We start from the raw sequence: 18,237 nt of genomic DNA, 5'->3' as shown, positions 1-18,237 counted from the left end.
GAGCGAAGTCGAGACACCTGACGCAGCGCATGGTGTCTCGGCTTCGCTCGACACGAACGGAGAAGGTTCAAATCTCTTCCAGCGTCACGCGATCATTGGTGAAGACGCACACCTCGGCCGCCACCTGCATGGCCCGCCGCGCGATCTTCTCCGCATCGTCCTCGTAAGGATCGAGCGCCCGCGCCGCCGCCAGCGCAAAGTTGCCGCCCGAACCGATCGCCGCGATCCCGCCTTCGGGTTCCAGCACGTCGCCATTGCCGGTCAGGATCAGCATCGTCTCCGCATCCGCGACGATCATCAGTGCTTCGAGGTTGCGCAAGTACTTGTCGGTCCGCCAGTCCTTGGCGAGTTCGACCGCCGCGCGCATCAGTTGCCCGCGATGCTGCTCCAGCTTGCGCTCCAGCCGCTCGAACAGCGTGAAGGCATCCGCCGTCGCGCCCGCAAAGCCGGCAATAACCTTGCCTTCCCCGATGCGCCGCACCTTGCGCGCATTGGGCTTCATCACGGTGTTGCCCATGGAAACCTGCCCGTCACCGGCAATGACGGTGCGGCCGTTCTTCTTGACGCCGATGATCGTGGTGCCGTGCCACTGCACGAGCCCGTGGGCTGAATGTTGGTCGTTCATGCCACCGATATGGGTGGCACAAACCGCGGTTCAAGCCGAGGCGATCAGCTGCCGTTCGGACCCGAACCCGTCGGCCCGGTCCGGCCCGTCGCGCCCGGCGTCGCACCGACCGAACCGATATTGCCGAACAGATCCTCGAAGAAGCTGCGGTTGCGGCCCAGCGTCGGCGTCTTGTGCCCGTCGGGGTTGAGCGAGACGACCTTCTCCATCCCGCGCCGCTCGACGCTGGCGACATTGCCCTTCTCGTCGAAGCTCACCATCAGCACGTTTTCGGCCTTCGCCTGCGGACGCTTGAACGGACGCTGGCGGGTGTCGATCGAGACGTAATACCAGATCTGCTTGCCGAACTCGCTCTTGAAGGTCGGCTGGCCCAGCGCACGCTCGACCGAGGTGCGGTTATCGATGCCCGGCTGCACCGAACCCGTCAGCGCGGGGTCGATCAGATAGCCGCGGTGGTCCTTGATGCTGGCGCAGCCGCCGGACATCAGCGCCAGCACGCCCAGCGCCGTCACCGCCCGCAGCCTCTTCATCCGACCATACTCACGCATCTGTCACTCCGCAGTCATCGCCATGCTGGCACCGTGCCCATCGGGACGTTTGCCAATCGGCCCGCGCACCCTATATCGCCGCTTATCGCCACGTGCCTTACGGTGCACGGCGCGTTACTGCAATGGCGCTCAGCCAGTTCCCGGCCCTGAACCGCGCCGCCAGCCAAGAAGGACGCCATCCCATGTCATTCCTCGCCCGGTTGTTCGGAGCCCGTCAGGATGATCGCGATACCGTGCGCGAACTCTGGCACCGCACCGTCGCCATCGCGCGCGAGAAGGAATGGTACCGCGATTGCGGCGTCGCCGATACGCTTGCCGGACGGTTCGACATGATCACGCTCGTCCTGAGCATCGTCATGCTGCGCATGGAGCACGAAGAGGCGCTGATCGCTCCCAGTGCTCGCCTGACCGAACTGTTCGTCGAGGATATGGACGGCCAGTTGCGCGAACAGGGCGTCGGCGATGTCGTCGTCGGCAAGCATATCGGCAAGCTCATGGGCACGCTCGGCGGCCGTCTTGGCGCCTACCGCGAAGGCCTGGCTGGCGGTGAAGTCGCCATGGCCGACGCCGTCCGCCGCAATGTCACGCTCACCTCGGGCACCGATCCGCTGCTGGTTGCCCAGCGCGCCCGCGCCTTTGCCGCCGGCCTCGCGCTCGTGCCCGGCTTCCGCGTGCTGGCGGGAGAAATCGGGCGATGAGCGGGCCCGCGCCCGAATACAGCTACCCGGTCGATTTGCGCCAGATCACCGATGTGCCGCTCAAGCTCGTGCCGGATGAAGCCGCCCGCCGCCGCCTCGCCGGCCGCTTCGGGATCACCGCCATTCCCGCGATGGAGGCCACGGTACAGCTCGTACGCGAGGGCGAGCGGGTGACCGCCACCGGCCGCCTCGTTGCCGATGTCATCCAGGCCTGCCGCGTCTCGGCTGAGGACTTCCCCGTTCATATCGACGAACCCGTCCACCTGCGCTTCGTGCCGCCGATGGGCGAGATCACGCCGGACGAGGAAATCGAGCTCACCGCCGATGATTGCGATGAGATCGAATACGAAGGCACCGCCTTCGATCTCGGCGAAGCGCTGGCGCAGACCCTCGCGCTCGCTATCGATCCCTTCGCCGAGGGCCCGAACGCCGATGCCTTCCGTGCCGAACACGGACTAACCGGTGAAACCCCCAGCGGCCCCTTCGCCGCCCTCGCCGCGCTCAAGAAACAGGACTGACTCGATGCGCGAAGACGGACCCCAACGCGGCCCCGGCCAAGGTCACCGCGACCTCACCAAGGGTCCGATTCTCTCGACTCTGCTCGTCTTCTCTGCGCCCACACTTGCCTCGAACATCCTTCAGGCGCTCAACGGTTCGGTCAATTCGGTCTGGGTCGGCCGCCTGCTCGGCGATTCCGCGCTCGCCGCCACGGCCAACGCCAATGTCGTTATGTTCCTCGTTTTTGCTGCGGTGTTCGGCTTCGGCATGGCCGCCACGGTCAAGGTCGGACAGGCCTTCGGTGCCGGGCAGGTCGATGCCGCGCGCCGCACGTTCGGCACTGCGATCGGCCTTTGCCTTGGCCTGAGCCTCGTTCTCGCCCCGCTGGGCTGGGTGCTGACCCCGGCGCTGCTCCACGCGATGCGCACGCCGCCCGAAATCTTCGACTACGCGCTCACCTACTTGCGGCTGATCTTCGTCGCGATGCCTGCCTCCACCATCACCGTGATCGTCGGCATGGGTCTGCGCGGTGCGGGCGATGCGCAGACCTCGCTACGTTTCATGATCGTCTCGGTCGTGCTCGATATCGCGCTCAACCCGCTGCTGATCGCGGGGTTTGGCCCCGTCCCCCCACTCGGCATCGCTGGCTCCGCGCTCGCCACGGCCATCGCGTCCTACGCCGCCGCGCTCGGCCTCATCGTCTTCGTCTATGCGCGCAATCTGCCGCTGCGCCTGCGGGGACGGGAACTCGCCTACCTCATCCCTCACCCGGCGGAGCTGCGCTAAATCCTCGTCAAGGGCCTGCCGATGGGCGCACAGATGCTCATGATCTCGGCTGCAGGAATCATCATGATCGGCCTCGTCAACCACGAAGGCGCGGTGATCAGCGCAGCCTACGGCGCCTCGCTCCAGGTCTGGACCTATCTCCAGATGCCCGCGATGGCGATTTCCGCCGCGCTCAGCGCCATGGCCGCACAGACCATCGGCGCCGGGCTCGGCAGCCGCCTTGGCAAGATCACCCGCGCCGGCCTCATCCTCAACATCTCGATCACCGGCACGCTCACCCTGCTCCTGCTCGGCTTCGATCGCCCGGTGCTGTCGCTGTTCCTTGGCTCCACCAGCCCTGCGGTTGACGCTGCCCGCCACATCCAGTTCCTCGCAAGCTGGAGCTACGTGCTGTTCGGCATGACGATCGTCCTGTTCGGCACGATGCGCGCCGGCGGCGTGGTGATCGCTCCGATCATCGTGCTCGCGATCGCGATGTACCCGGTGCGCATCGGCTTTTACTTCGCTGCCTATCCGGCACTGGGCCCCGATGCGCTCTGGCTCTCCTTCCCGGTCGGCTCGGCCGCAGCGACAATCATGGCCACCATCGCCTACCGCCGCCCCGGCTGGCGCCAGAAGGCCCGCGCGGTCGATCAGGACGAATGCGCCGAGGAATCACAGGCGGACGGCGATTGCTCGGGCCGGATGGCACCGGCGCTCTAGTCGCTTCCATTACGCCAGCGCCAGCCGCCCTTCGTCCGCGTTGCGCAGACCCAAAGCAGGGCCGCGGTGGCCACCATGATCAGGCAGAAGCCGATGAACGGTGCCAGCAGCGGCGGCAGCACGATCACGCCGACCAGATAGGAGATGAAAACCGTCCAGCCTTCCCACGAAATCGGCAATCCCGATCCATAGCCATAGCGCTTGGGCGCGAACCACGGTTTGCGGGCCTGTGCCATGTACCAGTAACTCCTTGCGACTCGATGCAATTCCGCATCGTGAGGCGCCGCCGGCACTCTAGCAGCATTCACGAGCCACGAAGAGACGTTATGCCATGTTACTGACCTGACGGTGCCGACGAATCCGGAAGCCAAGGTTATTGCCAGAACGTCCCCGGTCCGCAAATCAGCGCCGCTTGTGCACCTGTCTCAGGAACCGGCCATGGGAATAGGTCCACAAAATTGGCCTGAGCGAAAGGCCCGAGTCAAAGCCCCCTTCATACGTGCGCACGATGTACCGCCCGGCATTGTCCGTCATGAAGTCAGGCTGTCTGTGCCAACTGGAAAACTCGCCAACCTTGCGGATCTCGCTGTCCCCAACCTTCCAGACACGGACACGATAGGCAGACCCTGCGCTCCAGGTCGAAAAAACGAAGCCGCCCTCATTGGCAAACAGGCCCATCGGGCGATCCCCGACCACTTCCTCGTAGGTGAGCGGCTGGACGCACATCTCCACGCAGCGTATTCGCAGCCGATACCCGGCGGAGATCTCCTCCTCCACGGTTACCTGAAGGGTGGTTTCGCCAGCATCCACACGGAGTGCAGCGACCGGTGCCGATGCTACGGAGCCAAGGGCGGCAAGTGTGAGCAACATCGACGACATCGCATCAGGCTAGCACTCGGCCAAGCCGCGACAAGAGCCATCCTGACCCTAACAGCGTAGTCCCAGCTCGAAACACCTTTCCTACACACCGCCAAAGCGCGCATGATCGCTGCGCTCTTTGAACCGTGGTTCCATGATGGATCGCATCCGGCCTGCCCCTCCCAAGCCCGGGAGGCAGGCGCGGTGCGTACGCCGCGCACATAACAGACACGTGCGTCAGTTATTCCGGCAGCGTGTTGGACGCAGAACTGGCGATTATGCCGTAAATTCAGCGCAGTGCAGGCCAAACCTCCGGGCCGGCCTATTTCGCTCTGGACAGTGTCAACTGTGTCAACCTGTACTGGGCTTGAAGTCCTACCGCGATTGCGCGCGCCAGCGCTGCACGGTCCGTTCGACCGCCATTTCCTCGCCGCCCGTCTTGCCCCACAGCTCGGAGAACGAGGGGTCGGCCGAGGCCGGGCGCAGGTCATTGTGCAGCTCGTCGAACGACACACGGATCGGGATCGAAACGCCTTCGCCGCAGATGATGCATTCGCGGTTGCGCAGCGCCGGGATCGAATCGAGGAAGCCGCGCGCGCCTTCGGGCATCGCCGCCTTCACGAAGGCCTGGTCGCGCTCGTTGTTGAGGCGCATCGCGATGATCGTGCCGCACTGGCTCAGCACGCCTTCGGCAAGGTCGGACGGACGCTGCGTGATAAGGCCCAGCGAAACGCCGTACTTGCGCCCTTCCTTGGCGATGCGGGAAAGGATGCGGCCGACCGAGGAACCGTTGGAGTTCTTCTCCGCCGGCACGTAGCGGTGCGCTTCCTCGCAGACCAGCAGGATGGGGCGGGTTTCCTCGTCGCGCGACCAGATCGCGTAGTCGAACACGAGGCGCGAGAGCACCGCGACCACGGTGGAGGTGATCTCCGACGGCACGCCCGAGACGTCGATGATCGAGATGGGCTTGCCGTGCGAGGGCAGGCGGAATACGCGGCCGATGAATTCAGCCATCGTGTCGCCGACCAGCATGCCGGAGAACATGAACTGATAGCGCGGATCGCCGCGCAGTTCCTCGATCTTGGTCTTGATCCGCTGATAGGGAACCGAGGTGTGGCCCTTGTCGAGCTTGCCCATCTCGTTGTTGAGAATGTTGAGCAGGTCCGAAAGCAGGTACGGGATCGGCGAATCGACGGTGATCTTGCCGATCTGCTCGGCGAGCCGGTTGCGGTGCCGCGCCTGCAGCAGGCACTTGGCGAGGATGTCCGAATCGATCTGCCGGTCGGTACCCATCGAGGTCAGGAACACTTCGCAGTGTTCCTCGAAGTTCATCAGCCAGTACGGCATGTTGAGATTGGTGACGTCGAGCAGCTGGCCGTGATTGCGGAAGGCCTGCATGTATTCGCCATGCGGGTCGATCATCACGATATGACCCTCGGGCGCCAGCTCGCAGATGCGGTGGAGGATGAGCGCGGCGCTGGTCGATTTGCCGGTACCGGTCGAACCCAGCAGCGCGAAGTGCTTGCCCAGCAGCGCGTCGACATAGAGCCCGGCGCGGATATCGCGGGTCGGAAACACGGTGCCGATGGTCACGTTGGTGCGCCCGTCGCTGGCGTAGATCTGGCGAAGGTCGGTGCTGGTGGCGGGATAGATCGGCGAGCCGGGGACCGGATAGCGCGTCACACCGCGGCGGAAACCGTAGATCTTGCCGGTCAGGCGTTCCTCGTCGCCTTCGCCGAGGAAGTCGACAGCTGCGATGATCACGCCGTCATGCCCGGCGGTCATGTCCTGCCGCTGCGTGCGCACGCTGGCGAGCAGCCACCCGGTACCGACGCGGATCTTGAGCTGGCTGCCGACTTGGCCGGCCAGCGAGATCGACGGATCGCCGTCCGCCATGCATTCTTCGAGGCGTGTGAGATCGAGCGCGATCGAGCTGCCTGCACCCGACACATCGAGCACATAGCCGATGGGGCGGCGGGCATTGTCCGCTGCGGCGCGCGGTGCACCGCGCGCGTCATTGCTGACTGCCGGACGCGCACCATTGGCCGCAAGGTCGGCGGGACTGGCCCTGCCGGCACTTTCCAGGCCGTTGATGCTCATATCGCTCATTACCACCTGTTCCCCGCCTTGAACGGCTTCGTGGGGGACAGACCTAACCTTTGACAGTTAAAAACTGGCTAAACATCCAGAGCAGCCCAAGTTCTGCCCCACAGCCGTGCGGACCGGCTAGACGAGCGCGAAAAGTCGGCCCGCAATCCAGCCCATCGAGATCGAGACGATCACCGCAAACAGGCCATAGAAGAACCCGTTGACTTGCGCATTGTAAGCCACCAGCCGTTCAAAACCTTCCTTGCGAACGGTGACGCGCGAGATCGCCGAGGCGACAACCCGCCCCTCGCGCACCGCAAAGGTTTCGGCGGTATAGGTCCCGGTCTGCACGTTCGAGGGAAGCGAAATGCGCGCTTGATAGAGCACTTGCCCACTGATCTTCACCGCCTTCTCGTCTTCCTGATAGAGCTTCTGCCGCCGCATCAGATCGACAAGACCATCCGAAAAGCGCTTCTGCTCCACCGGATCGATCACTCCGACCGGCGAAAGCTGCAGCCACTTGAGGCCCATTTCGTAGATCGCCGCCGTCTTGCCATCGACCAGCGAGGCGACCGGACGCGAGGAGGCGAGCGCATAGAAGCTGGGGGCAGAGCGGAACTCGGTGCTGTCGGCATTGACCCAGATGCCCGCCACCTTGCGCTTCTCGCGCACCACGATCGACCGCGCCGGGCCTTCCAGCAGGACGACGATATCGTAGTCCCCCGCCGCGCGTGCGCCTTCGGGTGTCAGGATGGCGCCGAACAGCAGCAGGTCCGCGCCGGTGAAACCCTGCCGCACCTGGATCTCGTGCTGCGAAATCTCGGGCACAAGGATCGGCCCACGCGCGCCGGCACACAGGAACAGCGCAAGCAGCAAGCCTGCTAGCCGCAGCATCATTGCGTCACCACGGTGTAGATCTCGTCCGGGCGATAGCCGAGCCCGAGCGCCATGCGGATCGCCACGCCGAGCACGATAATGGCCAGGATCAGCCGCAACTGCTCGGGCTTCGCCTTCTGTGCGAACTGCGCGCCCAGCTGCGCACCCGTCACCGATCCGATCAGCAGCAGCACTGCCAGCACGATGTCGACCGCACGCGTGGTCAGCGCATGCATCATCGTCGTCGCCATCGTCACGAACAGGATCTGGAACAGCGAGGTGCCCACCACCACCGTCACCCCCATGCCGAGGATGTAGAGCATCGCGGGGACAAGGATGAACCCGCCGCCGATCCCCATCAGCATGGTCAGGATGCCGGTAAAGATGCCCAGCAGCAGCGGCGCCAGCGGCGAGATGTAGAGCCCCGAACGGTAGAACCGCCAGCGCAGCGGCAAGCTGGCGACGAGCGGATGGTGGCGGCGTTTGCGCGGCGGCTGTGGCTTGCCGCTGCGTTCTGCCCTGAGCGCGCCGAGGCTTTCGTGCGCCATCAGTCCGCCGATCCCGCCCAGCATCAGCACGTAGAGGATGTTGATCACGGTATCGATCTGGCCAAGCGCCTGGAGCAGCCGAAAGAGCAGCGCGCCGAGTCCGGTGCCGATCACCCCGCCTGCCACCAGCACCCCGCCCATCTGATAGTCGATCCCGCCGCGCCGGGCATGCGCGAAGGCGCCCGAAACGCTGGCACCGGTCACCTGGCTGGCCGCAGAAGCTGCCGCAACCGTGGGGGGAACGCCGTAGAAGATAAGCAGCGGAGTCGTCAGAAACCCGCCGCCCACGCCGAACATGCCCGAAAGCAGCCCCGTCAGTGCTCCCAGCATGACGATGACAAGGCCATTGACCGAAAGATTCGCGATGGGGAGGTAGACATCCATCCTGCAGCGCAGGCTAGCCGCTCCGCCGCCGCTTGGGAACGCTTGGACGCCGGTTTTTGCCCATCAGAATCCCGCCGCCACGGTCAATGCCGGCCCGGATCCAGGCTCGGCCCGCCCGGCGACACGGAAGCGCCAGTCGACCCCGACACGCACCCCGATCCGCCGCGAGGGCGGGCCGAGCATGGTTCGCAGCTCCACCCGCGGACCTACATCGAGCCGCGATGCCCCGCGCTGACCGCCACTCCATACGCCGCCGCCCGCACTGAGCTGCAAGCCCGGCAACGGATGCACCACCCGGTGTTGCAGGGTCGCGGCCAGATCATAGAAAGCCGTCGCATCGCGCCCGCCCGCCCAGCCACCCTGGGCATAGGCCTCGGCCTCGGTTCCCAGCGGCAGGCGCAGCGGCGGCAATTCGGTGATCGCCAAGACCACCGGACGGGTGCGAAGCTGGCCGGGCTGATCCAGCAGCCGCGCTTCGCCGAGCACCGCGAGCGGCAGACGCTTCACTGGCCGCACCATCAGGCCCAGCGCGGCTTCGCTTTGCCGCACCCTGCCCCCCAGCGCGCCCGAGACCCGCACATAGGCCTGCGGTCGCAGCGCACTGGCTGGCGCGAACGCGTAGCGCAGCACCGCACCTGCCTGACTGCCGCCATAAGCTGCAGTCCCCGCTGCAAGTGCGGGCAGTTCACTGCCGCCGCGCAGCAGCAGCCAGCCGTCTGCCGACCAGTGCGACCGGTGTGGGGGCGCCAGACGGTGCGGCTCCGGCTCGGCCGCAGGTCCGCCGCCTGCGCGGAACGCGGGCGCGAGATAGGCCAAGCGTGACCTGCCGGTCGATGGACTGCCGAACGATGGATCGGCGGGCTGTGGCAGTGTGTAGGCCGCAGCCAGTTCTTCCGGCGGCATCATCGCCGCATCGGGACCACTGCTCGAAACGAGGAGGGCTCCCCCGCTCCCGGTCGCTGCGAACCCATGCGCAAGTCGGGTCGCTACAGGTCGGCGGGCAGCGGAGCCGCCATTTCTGCCCCGCATATAGGGCACGGCCAGCGTAGCAATCCGGGCGCTTTGCCGGCCGGGAGCCGGCGGCACGATCGGTCGTCTGGCTGAATGATTTCCCGGCAACGGGCGCGCGAGCTGCGCCACGGAACTGCCACCCGGCACCGGATCGCCACCAAGCGCAATGAACGAAACGCGCACCGCGATCCAAAGGCCAATGACCATCGCGAGGGCGATCACCGGCTGGCCACGGGCAACCTTCTTACCGCGCTCCGGCGTTGCAGGGCGCGGTGTCATCCCGTACCCTGGTCAGCGCCCGGAGCGGAACGGAGAGGCGAAAGATGAGGCAGGCGAGGAGGCGGGCAAGGCCGCCAGCGCCGGATGTTTGACGTGCACGGTGTGATCCCACTTCACCCGCCCGCTGTGGAGCGACGCAAGGTATGCCACCAAAGCGCGGCGCCCGGCCATGATGGCGATGACGTTGGCCAGCGGCATGCGCAGCACGGCCATGATCCCCTCGGCCAACGAGTATTCATGCGTCGTGAACACTGCGCGCAGCAGGCAGCGCCAGGCCAGACCGGCAAAGTTGGCCACCAGCAGCAGCTTGAGCAGCGGATCGATCGGCTGCGGGTGATAGACGCCGAAATGCGCGGCGATCAGCAGCACCGGCGAGATGATCAGCAGCATGTAAGCGGCCGCCAGCACGATGGCCGTCAGCGGCGCACGGCGATCGCGCAGCCGCATCCACAGCTCGAGGGGGTGCGCTTCCCAGCCCAGCCGGTCCCAGCCCTGGAACGCGATCCCGTGCATCCACCGCGTTTTCTGGCGGACCGACGAACCGAGGCCCGCCGGAAAGAATTCCCGCGTCGCGACGAGCTGCCCTTCGGCATCGCGCATGCGCAGGAACTTCGCAGCGCCGCCGATCTGGCCAACCAGCAGGCCGCATTCATAGTCTTCGGTCAGGCATTCGGCAGCGAAGGGCTCTGCCGTGCCGCGCCGCGCCGCGATCGCTTCGACCGATGCGCGGCTGAACGCGCAGCCGACCCCGGCGGACGGCAGGCCAACCCCCAGCCAGTCGCGCACCACCATCGCCTTGCCATGCGATTCGGCAAATTCGTCGCAGTAGTGCCCGGCAATCCAGCGCGATCCCGCCTGAGGTTCGGGCCGCACCGGCAACTGCACAAAGTCGGCATCGTCAAGCCCGCGGTCGAGCGCCGCGAGCGCGGACGGGTGCACCATGTCCTCGGCATCGTGCAGGATCACGCTCCGCGCCCGGAAACCGCCTCGCTTCTCATCCTCGATCAGCGCGGCATAGAGCCGGTTGAGGCAATCGGCCTTCGTCGTCGGCCCGGCGCAATCATGCACCACGATCCGCAGCCGCGGATCGCCCGCCGCCGCCACCATGGCGGCAAGCGTGGCGGGATCGTTGCGATAGCACCCGGCGTAGACGCGCAACTGGGCATGAGGCCAGACCTTCAGCGTATGGCGCAGCATAGCGCCGACCACGGTTGCTTCCTGCCACGCCGGAACCAGCACCACCGCAACTCCGCGCAGCGGCGCATCGCTATCCGCGGGCGCCTTGCCGGTGCGCACGCGCCCCGTCATGCGCAGCCAGAGCCAGAGGAGGTCAACGCCAAGTTCATCAAGGGAACCCACCGCGAACCAGATCGCAGCGAAAAGAAGGAGTTCATGCTCGACACGACCGAGCCACTCGAATGCCGTGTAAAACGGCGCCATGACCTTGCCCTCGCGCCAAAAGAGGCACTATTCCCCCTTCTTTAAATTACGCTCGAACACCTATAGTTGCAACGTTACCAGGCCGAAGGATTGGTTCGAGAATGGCGAGAAACAGTGGTTCCGGCGGCCTGCGCAGCAAGATCGCGGCGAGCGAGGCGGCACCCGGCCTCGTGCTCATGGCCTGTGCCGGCGTGGCGCTCGCACTCGCCAATTCGTCGCTCGCGCATGCCTGGCACGAGCTCTTCCTGCACGCCCTGCCGTGGAGTCCGGTGGCGAAGCTCGAGAGCCTTCACGCATGGATCAACGATGGCTTGATGGCCGTGTTTTTCCTCGTCGTTGGCCTTGAAATAAAGCGAGAATTCGTGATGGGCGCGCTGGCTGACAGCGCCCGCCGCCGCCTCCCGGTGATTGCCGCAATGGCGGGTATGGCAGCGCCCGCGCTGGTCTACATCGCAGTGACAGGCAGCCATCCGGAACTGCGCGGCGGATGGGCCATCCCGGCTGCGACCGACATCGCTTTCGCACTCGGCGTACTCGCCTTGCTGGGCAGCCGCGTGCCACCATCGGTGCGGCTGTTCCTGCTCACAGTTGCGGTCGTCGATGATATCGGCGCAATTGCTGTCATCGCTGTTTTCTACACGACATCCCTGCATTTGATCTGGCTGGTACTGGCACTCGTCCTGTTCGCGGCCATGGTTGCTCTGAACCGATTCGGTGTGCGCGCGCTTGTGCCCTATCTGGTTCTTGCCGCAGCGCTGTGGTTCGCGGTGCTTCACTCGGGCATCCACGCCACCGTCGCCGGCGTCCTCGCCGCGTTCACCATCCCGCTCGCGCTCGATCGCCATGGGGACAGCCCCCTGCTGCGGCTCGAACACGCGCTCGTCGGGGTGAGCGGCTTTCTGATGGTGCCCTTGTTCGGTCTAGCCAACGCGGGCGTGGCGCTGGGGGCAGGCGATCCGCTGGCGCCGCTCCCGCTCGGCATCGCGCTGGGCCTGATCCTCGGCAAGCAGGCGGGCGTCATGCTGGCGGTGCTCGGCTGCGAACGGCTCGGCATCGCTGCCCGGCCGGCAGGTGCGGGCCTGCTCCACCTGTGGGGCATGGCGCTGCTATGCGGCATCGGTTTCACCATGAGTCTGTTCATCGGCGCGCTCGCCTTCACTGCCGCACCGCAGCTGGTCGAGGATGCCAAGCTCGGCGTGCTGGGCGGCTCGCTGATCTCTGCGCTTGCCGGCGCGGCGGTGCTGCGCATGGCCCCGCGCGCCAATGCGGACTGATCGACAACAGCGATCACCCAAACCCGAAACTTGCGTGAAACTTCCGCGCGCAACGGGTGTAGAACCATCCGCAAGCCAACACCTCTTTTGGAAGGACGCAGCCCATGCCCGGTGACAATGCCGCCAAGGCCCTCATCGATACGCTCAACGGCCTCCTCGCCGATTACTTTGCGCTCTATCTCAAGACCAAGAACTACCACTGGCACGTGAAGGGCCCGCAGTTCCACGATCTGCACCTGCTGTTCGATACGCAGGCAACCGAACTCTTCGCGCTGACCGACGTGATCGCCGAACGCGTGCGCAAGAACGGCGGCAGTACGCTAACCTCGATCGGCGCCATTGCCGGCCGCACCGCGATTGCCGACGACGACCGCAGCGGTGTCGATGCCATGGCGATGGTCGCCGCGCTGCGCGATGACAACGCCGCGCTGGTGAAGCGCATCCGCGCCGCCAAGGCCGCCGCGACCGAAGCGGGCGACAACGCCACCGAAGGCATGGCCGACGACTGGACCGACCAGGCCGAGCAGCGGGTTTGGTTCCTGAGCTCGATCCTCGGCTAGTCGGTGCTTTCACGGCTGCCGCCTCTGCTCCACCGCGCGCTGCTGCGCATCGGTCAACCCATCCGCTTGCGCATATGGGGCCTGATGCGGCGCGAAATGCGTGGTTGCGGCGTGCTGGCCTTCGATCACGCCGGGCGCCTGCTGCTCGTCCGCCACAGCTATCATGAACGAGACCGCTGGCTCTTGCCGGGCGGCGGTCTCGCCCGCGGCGAAGACCCGGCCAGCGCCGCCGCACGTGAACTGCTCGAAGAAGCGGGCTGCCAGTTGGTTGACGCTGCATGGGTCGGCACTGATCTGCGCCGCATGCCCGGCGGCTGGATCAACCGGATCGAACTCGTCTCCGGCACCAGCAAGGGCACACCCCACGCTGACGGGCGCGAGATTGCCGAAGCCGCGTTCTTCGCGCTCGATGCCCTGCCGGCCAGCACCGGCAAGGTCGTCCACACCGCGCTTGCGATCCGGGACCAGTGGCTGGCCTCAGAACGGTAGACTGCCCTGCCCGGCCGCATCGGTGCCCGCCGGTGCCGGCCCGCTGCCCTCTTCCTCCAACGCCGAGAGCGTCAGCCCCATCAGCCGCACCGGCTGCGGCAAGGGCAGCACGCTGTCGAGCAGCGCCCGCGCTGCCTCGGCAAACTGCGCTTCATCCGCCACCGGCGCGGGGAGCGATTTCGCCCGCGTGATCGTGCGAAAGCCGGTGTCCTTGAGCTTGAGCGTCACCGTCCGCCCGCGCGCGCCGCTGCGCTCGATCCGTTCCCACACCAGCGTGATGATCCGCTCCAGCACTTCGCGCAGCGCGGGGCCGCTGCCGATGTCGCGCTCGAACGTGCGCTCGCCACCGACCGACTTGCGCGGCCGGTCCGCCCGCACCCGCCTGAGGTCGATCCCCCGCGCTGCACGGTAGAGGTAATCGGCCTGCGAACCAAAATGCTGGCGCAGGAAGGCAAGGTCGCGCATCGCGAGGTCCGCACCTGTCTCGATGCCAAGCGCCGCCATCTTCTCCGCCCCGCGCGGACCGACGCCGTGGAAGCGTTTCACCGGCAGCTTCGCGACAAAGGCCGCCCCCTCGCCCGGCCGGATCACGCACATCCCGTCAGGCTTGTTCTGGTCGCTGGCGATCTTGGCGAGGAACTTGTTGTAGGAGACACCCGCGCTCGCGGTCAGCCCTGTCTCCGCCTTGATGCGCGCACGGATCAGCTCCGCAATCCGCGTCGCCGAACCGATGCCGCGCAAGTCATCGGTCACATCGAGATAGGCCTCGTCGAGCGAAAGCGGCTCGACATGCGGGGTAAAGTGCAGGAAAACGGCGCGGATCTGCTGCGAAACCGCCTTGTAGACATCGAACCGCGGCTTGCAGAAAATCAACTCCGGGCAGAGCCGCGCCGCACGGACCGAGGGCATGGCGGAGCGCACCCCGAACACGCGCGCTTCATAGCTTGCCGCCGCCACCACGCCCCGCGCCGATGAGCCGCCCACCGCCACCGGCTTGCCGCGCAATTCGGGATTGTCGCGCTGCTCGACGCTCGCGAAGAAGGCGTCCATGTCGATATGGATCACCTTGCGCAGACCGCTTGCGGTCTCCTCGTCATCCGGATCATGGGGCGGTTGCACTGACATCGCGCGCACCCTACCCCTTTTCGCAGTGCAGCATAAAGCGCTGGGAACAAGTGTCCGACCTGCCTATAGGCTGATGTCATGACGTCCGTCCCTTCCGCCTCAACCAGCCGACCCGGCGCGTCCCGCATGGGCCCGCGTGAATTCGTGGTGCTGATGGCGATGTCGATGGCGCTGCAGGCGCTGGCGATCGATGCCATGCTTCCCGCGCTCGCCGGAATTGCGCAGGATCTCGCGGTGACCGACCCCAACCGGCGCCAGCTGATTGTCGGCATTTTCCTGATCGGCGGCGGGATCGGTGCGCTCATTCCCGGCTCGCTGGCAGACCGCTACGGGCGCCGTCCGGTGCTGCTCGTCGGGCTCGCCATCTATGTCGTGCTCTCGCTTGGCTGCGCGCTGGTTAACGATTTCACCACGCTGCTCGTGCTGCGCGCCGCCCAGGCGATCGGCAGCGCGGGCCTCTCGGTGCTGCCTTCCGCGATCATCAGAGACCGCCACGGCGGCGATGCAATGGCTCGGCAGATGTCGACGATTACCGTCATCTTCATGCTTGTCCCGATGGTCGCGCCCAGCATTGGCCTGCTTGTGCTGCTCGTCGCGAGTTGGCGCTGGATCTTCGCGCTGCTCGCCGTGCTCTCGGTGATCCTTGGCTTCTGGGTCTGGTTCCGCCTCGAGGAAACGCTCGATCCCGCCAACCGCCAGCCGATCCGCCCGATGACGATCGCCACCAACATGGTCACCGCCGCGTCGAACCGCAGCTCGTTCGGCTATGTCATCGGCGGCGGCCTCATTCTTGGTGCACTGTTCGGCTATGTGAACTGCGCGCAGCAACTGGTGGGCGAGCACTTCGGCGCGGGCACGTGGTTCCCGCTCATCTTCGGCGCGACGGCGCTGTGCATGGCCTTCGCCAGCTTCTTCAACTCGCGCATCGTCGAACGCTTTGGCGCGCGCCGGGTGAGCCACGCCGCAGTGCTCATGTCCCTGACCTTAAGTGCGCTTCAGGTTTGGAATGCGTCCCGTCCGGGCGAGACTTTGCTCGAGTTCATGCCGGTCATCGCGCTCAACATCTGCATGGTGGGCTTCATCGGCGCGAACTTCAGCTCCATCGCGCTGCAACCCTTTGCGCATATGGCCGGCGCGGCAAGTTCGGTACAGGCGTTCCTGCGCATGATCATCGGCTCCGGCCTCGGCATGGTGATCGGCCTGGCCTATGATGGCACCGCGCTGCCGCTCGCGCTCGCATTTTTTGCCTGCGGGTTCAGTGCGCTGCTGCTGGTGCTATGGAGCGAGCATGGCCGCCTGTTCCGCCGGATCAATCCGCGCGGCACCCTTCGCGAAGTGCCGCTACCGGATACCCACTGCTGAGGCCGGGCCGAGGAGACCGGCATAGAGCCGAAGTGCCTGTACCGCAGGCTCAGGCCGGGCAAAATGATACCCCTGCATCAGGTGAATGCCGAGCGCGCGGGCGGCATCCGCCTGCGCTTCGCTTTCCACGCCCTCGATCGAGCAGCCAATTCCCAGCTGCCACGCCAGCGCGACGATCATGCCCGTCACCGCCCGCGCCCCGGGATCGCTGGAAAGCGCGCCGACCAACGCCCGGTCGAGCTTGATCCGGTCCAGCGGCAGGTCGCGCAGCTGCGACAGGCTCGACCAGCCCGCGCCGAAATCATCGAGCGCGATGCGGAAACCCCTGTCACGGAAAGCCGCCAGCTGCGCCGCCGCGCGCCGCGGATCGATCTGCAGCGCGCGCTCGGTAACCTCCAGCATGACGGAAGCCGGGCTCGCCCCGGCATCCTCCACGATCGCGGCAATCGTCTCGGCCATCCCCTCGCGCACCACATCGCGCGCGGCGAGGTTGATCGAGACTTCGAGGCCGGTCTCCCAAGGTCGGCATTCCGCCAAGGTCCGCGCCAGCACGAGCCGGGTCAGTTCGCCCGTCCGACCGGTGGCATCGGCAATCGCCAGAAACTCGCCCGGCGCCTGCCATTCGATCCCGTCCGGCGACCAGCGCGCGAGCGCCTCCATGCCAACCACGCGGCCATCGCGGCAATCGAAGATTGGCTGGTAGAGCAGCCGCAGCCGGTCTTCGAGCGGGCAGTCATTGAACTGGCGCATCACCGCGATCCGCCGCTGCAGCGCGACTTCATCATGCGGGCCGAACTTGGCAATGGCGCCGTCGCCCAATTCCTTGGCCTTGTAGAGCGCCGCGTCGGCCCGTTCGAGGCAGTGGGAAACGGTATCGCCATCAGCGCGGTAAAGGCCGATCGAACCGAACAGCCGCAAGGTCGCGCCGTTGAACGGGATCGGCTGGCGAATGGCGAGCGAGAGCACGCGAGCCGCCGCGACCACCGCTTCGGCATCGAAAGCCCCGTCGAACAGGATCGCAAACTCATCGCCGCCAAGCCGGCCATGCGCGGTCACGCCCTCGATCAGCCCGATGCGCTGGTTGACCGTCCGCAGCACGTGATCGCCCGCCGCATGGCCATAGGTATCGTTGACGTGCTTGAAACCGTCGAGATCGAACAGCGCGAGCCAGGGCCGCACCACATCGTCCGGCGCGGCGAGGTGCTCTTCAAGGCTGTCGAGAATGGCCCGGCGGTTGCGCCCGCCGGTGAGGTGGTCGACAGTCGCCTGCCGGTAGTGCGCGCTGGCAAGCTCCGCCGTCTGGCGTTCGCGCCGCACCAGCAACTGGCGAGACAGTTCCAGCCGCACGAAATCGCGGTGCTGGATCTGCGTCATCGCCAGCAGGATCACGGTGATGAACACCTGTGCGAGCGCGATCGGCACCGCATCGGGATGCCCGCTCGCCAGCAAGAACAGGCTCCATGGCAGGGTGAAGGCGGTCCCCAGCCGCAGCGCGGTCTGCGGAGAATTGGCCATGCCGAGCACCGCCGAGAACATCGTCACCGCGATGACGAAATGCAGCAATTCGCGCTGGCCGGGATCGCCATAGGGATAGAGCCCGAGTGACCAGGCGACGAACAGCAGCGCCGCCCAGCCACCCAGCCGCTGCATCCCGTCGAGATCGCTGCGCAGCCGCTCGACCGGCCGTCCGGCGACTTTGTCCGGCATCCAGTGCCACGCGCGCTGCACTGCGACGAGGCTCAGGACCGGGCCCATCAGCACCAGCAATCGGGGCGCAGTGCCAAGGAAGCAGCTTGCCACCAGCAGCGTGTTGAACACCACGACAAGGTAAAGCAGCGGGGCGCGATGCGAGACGCTGAGCGCGTAGGCTTCGGTGAAGGCATCGCCCGGACGCTGCTGCCAATGGCGCCCGTAGCACCGCAAGCTGCGGACAAATCCGCGCAGCCAGCGCCGAGCGCGCCCATGCACACCGGATCTAGGTTCGCCACTCACCATCGCGGCGGTTTACGGCGCGGAGAGTTAACGCCTTCTCAAGGTCGGGGACGAATTATCGGCATAATTGGAGAACTTTAATACCCGGAGCGGA

At 66.1% G+C, this 18,237-nt stretch carries 17 protein-coding genes and 1 pseudogene; 7 read left to right on the top strand and 11 right to left on the bottom strand.

Annotated elements, in window-relative coordinates; all coding sequences use genetic code 11:
* Nucleotides 1-67 precede the first annotated feature (67 nt).
* Together hslV and IP83_RS02585 are read right to left on the bottom strand one after the other, a co-directional pair.
* Nucleotides 68-625, bottom strand: coding sequence for an ATP-dependent protease subunit HslV (hslV, locus tag IP83_RS02590; RefSeq protein WP_054120645.1), 558 nt, complete (start codon nt 623-625; stop codon nt 68-70).
* Nucleotides 626-669: 44 nt separating this feature from the next.
* Nucleotides 670-1,155, bottom strand: coding sequence for an outer membrane protein assembly factor BamE (locus IP83_RS02585; protein WP_231624875.1), 486 nt, complete (start codon nt 1,153-1,155; stop codon nt 670-672).
* Nucleotides 1,156-1,355: 200 nt separating this feature from the next.
* Here IP83_RS02585 and IP83_RS02580 point away from each other — a divergent pair, with 200 nt between their 5' ends.
* The 3 genes and pseudogenes from IP83_RS02580 (at nt 1,356) to IP83_RS02570 (ending at nt 3,857) form a co-directional block, all read left to right on the top strand.
* Complete coding sequence (locus IP83_RS02580; RefSeq protein ID WP_054120653.1) at nt 1,356-1,871, top strand: ubiquinol-cytochrome C chaperone family protein; 516 nt, start codon at nt 1,356-1,358, stop codon at nt 1,869-1,871.
* The gene (locus IP83_RS02575) at nt 1,868-2,389 is read left to right on the top strand and encodes a DUF177 domain-containing protein (RefSeq protein WP_054120643.1); all 522 of its coding nucleotides are present in this window, start codon (nt 1,868-1,870) and stop codon (nt 2,387-2,389) included. Before IP83_RS02580 ends, IP83_RS02575 begins: the two co-directional genes overlap by 4 nt.
* A gap of 4 nt (nt 2,390-2,393) precedes the next feature.
* Nucleotides 2,394-3,857: pseudogene (locus IP83_RS02570) on the top strand (MATE family efflux transporter).
* Here IP83_RS02570 and IP83_RS02565 read toward each other — a convergent pair.
* The 7 genes from IP83_RS02565 to IP83_RS02535 all read right to left on the bottom strand — a co-directional run bounded on the left by IP83_RS02565 (nt 3,854) and on the right by IP83_RS02535 (nt 11,341).
* Complete coding sequence (locus tag IP83_RS02565; RefSeq protein ID WP_054120642.1) at nt 3,854-4,093, bottom strand: hypothetical protein; 240 nt, start codon at nt 4,091-4,093, stop codon at nt 3,854-3,856. The pseudogene IP83_RS02570 and the gene IP83_RS02565 overlap by 4 nt on opposite strands.
* Nucleotides 4,094-4,259: 166 nt before the next feature.
* Entirely contained in the window at nt 4,260-4,727 is a 468-nt protein-coding gene (locus tag IP83_RS02560) for a hypothetical protein (RefSeq protein ID WP_156309546.1), read from the bottom strand.
* Nucleotides 4,728-5,090: 363 nt separating this feature from the next.
* A complete protein-coding gene (locus IP83_RS02555; RefSeq protein ID WP_054120640.1) occupies nt 5,091-6,824 on the bottom strand; it encodes an ATP-binding protein in 1,734 nt (577 codons plus the stop codon).
* Nucleotides 6,825-6,941: 117 nt separating this feature from the next.
* The gene (locus IP83_RS02550) at nt 6,942-7,697 is read right to left on the bottom strand and encodes a TIGR02186 family protein (RefSeq protein WP_054120652.1); all 756 of its coding nucleotides are present in this window, start codon (nt 7,695-7,697) and stop codon (nt 6,942-6,944) included.
* On the bottom strand, nt 7,697-8,611 hold the full coding sequence (locus IP83_RS02545) for a sulfite exporter TauE/SafE family protein (protein ID WP_054120639.1): 915 nt from the start codon (nt 8,609-8,611) through the stop codon (nt 7,697-7,699). Before IP83_RS02545 ends, IP83_RS02550 begins: the two co-directional genes overlap by 1 nt.
* Before the next feature lie 63 nt (nt 8,612-8,674).
* Entirely contained in the window at nt 8,675-9,901 is a 1,227-nt protein-coding gene (locus IP83_RS02540; protein WP_156309544.1) for a hypothetical protein, read from the bottom strand.
* 12 nt (nt 9,902-9,913) lie between these two features.
* Nucleotides 9,914-11,341 (bottom strand): glycosyl transferase family protein, encoded by a 1,428-nt coding sequence (locus tag IP83_RS02535; RefSeq protein ID WP_054120637.1) that lies wholly within the window; start codon nt 11,339-11,341, stop codon nt 9,914-9,916.
* 101 nt (nt 11,342-11,442) lie between these two features.
* Between IP83_RS02535 and nhaA the strand changes: the two genes are divergently transcribed.
* The 3 genes from nhaA (at nt 11,443) to IP83_RS02520 (ending at nt 13,664) form a co-directional block, all read left to right on the top strand.
* Nucleotides 11,443-12,615 carry a Na+/H+ antiporter NhaA gene (gene nhaA, locus IP83_RS02530; protein WP_054120636.1) on the top strand — a complete coding sequence of 391 codons (1,173 nt, stop codon included), beginning with the start codon at nt 11,443-11,445 and terminating at the stop codon, nt 12,613-12,615.
* Between the two features lie 104 nt (nt 12,616-12,719).
* A complete protein-coding gene (locus IP83_RS02525) occupies nt 12,720-13,175 on the top strand; it encodes a Dps family protein (RefSeq protein ID WP_054120635.1) in 456 nt (151 codons plus the stop codon).
* Nucleotides 13,176-13,259: 84 nt separating this feature from the next.
* On the top strand, nt 13,260-13,664 hold the full coding sequence (locus IP83_RS02520; RefSeq protein WP_082364434.1) for an NUDIX domain-containing protein: 405 nt from the start codon (nt 13,260-13,262) through the stop codon (nt 13,662-13,664).
* Here IP83_RS02520 and dinB read toward each other — a convergent pair.
* Nucleotides 13,653-14,789: a DNA polymerase IV gene (dinB, locus tag IP83_RS02515; protein WP_054120634.1), complete on the bottom strand. Its 1,137-nt coding sequence runs from the start codon at nt 14,787-14,789 to the stop codon at nt 13,653-13,655. The two genes, IP83_RS02520 and dinB, sit on opposite strands and share 12 nt — an antisense overlap.
* 126 nt (nt 14,790-14,915) lie before the next feature.
* On the opposite strand from dinB, the gene IP83_RS02510 reads away from it, so the two are divergent.
* Nucleotides 14,916-16,151: a multidrug effflux MFS transporter gene (locus IP83_RS02510; protein WP_231624874.1), complete on the top strand. Its 1,236-nt coding sequence runs from the start codon at nt 14,916-14,918 to the stop codon at nt 16,149-16,151.
* Here IP83_RS02510 and IP83_RS02505 read toward each other — a convergent pair.
* Nucleotides 16,131-18,074 carry a bifunctional diguanylate cyclase/phosphodiesterase gene (locus tag IP83_RS02505; RefSeq protein ID WP_231624873.1) on the bottom strand — a complete coding sequence of 648 codons (1,944 nt, stop codon included), beginning with the start codon at nt 18,072-18,074 and terminating at the stop codon, nt 16,131-16,133. The genes IP83_RS02510 and IP83_RS02505 overlap by 21 nt on opposite strands.
* Nucleotides 18,075-18,237 lie beyond the last annotated feature (163 nt).

It is taken from the genome of Novosphingobium sp. AAP93 (assembly GCF_001296055.1).
Lineage (GTDB): Bacteria > Pseudomonadota > Alphaproteobacteria > Sphingomonadales > Sphingomonadaceae > Novosphingobium.
This window is presented reverse-complemented; position numbering and strand designations above follow the sequence as displayed.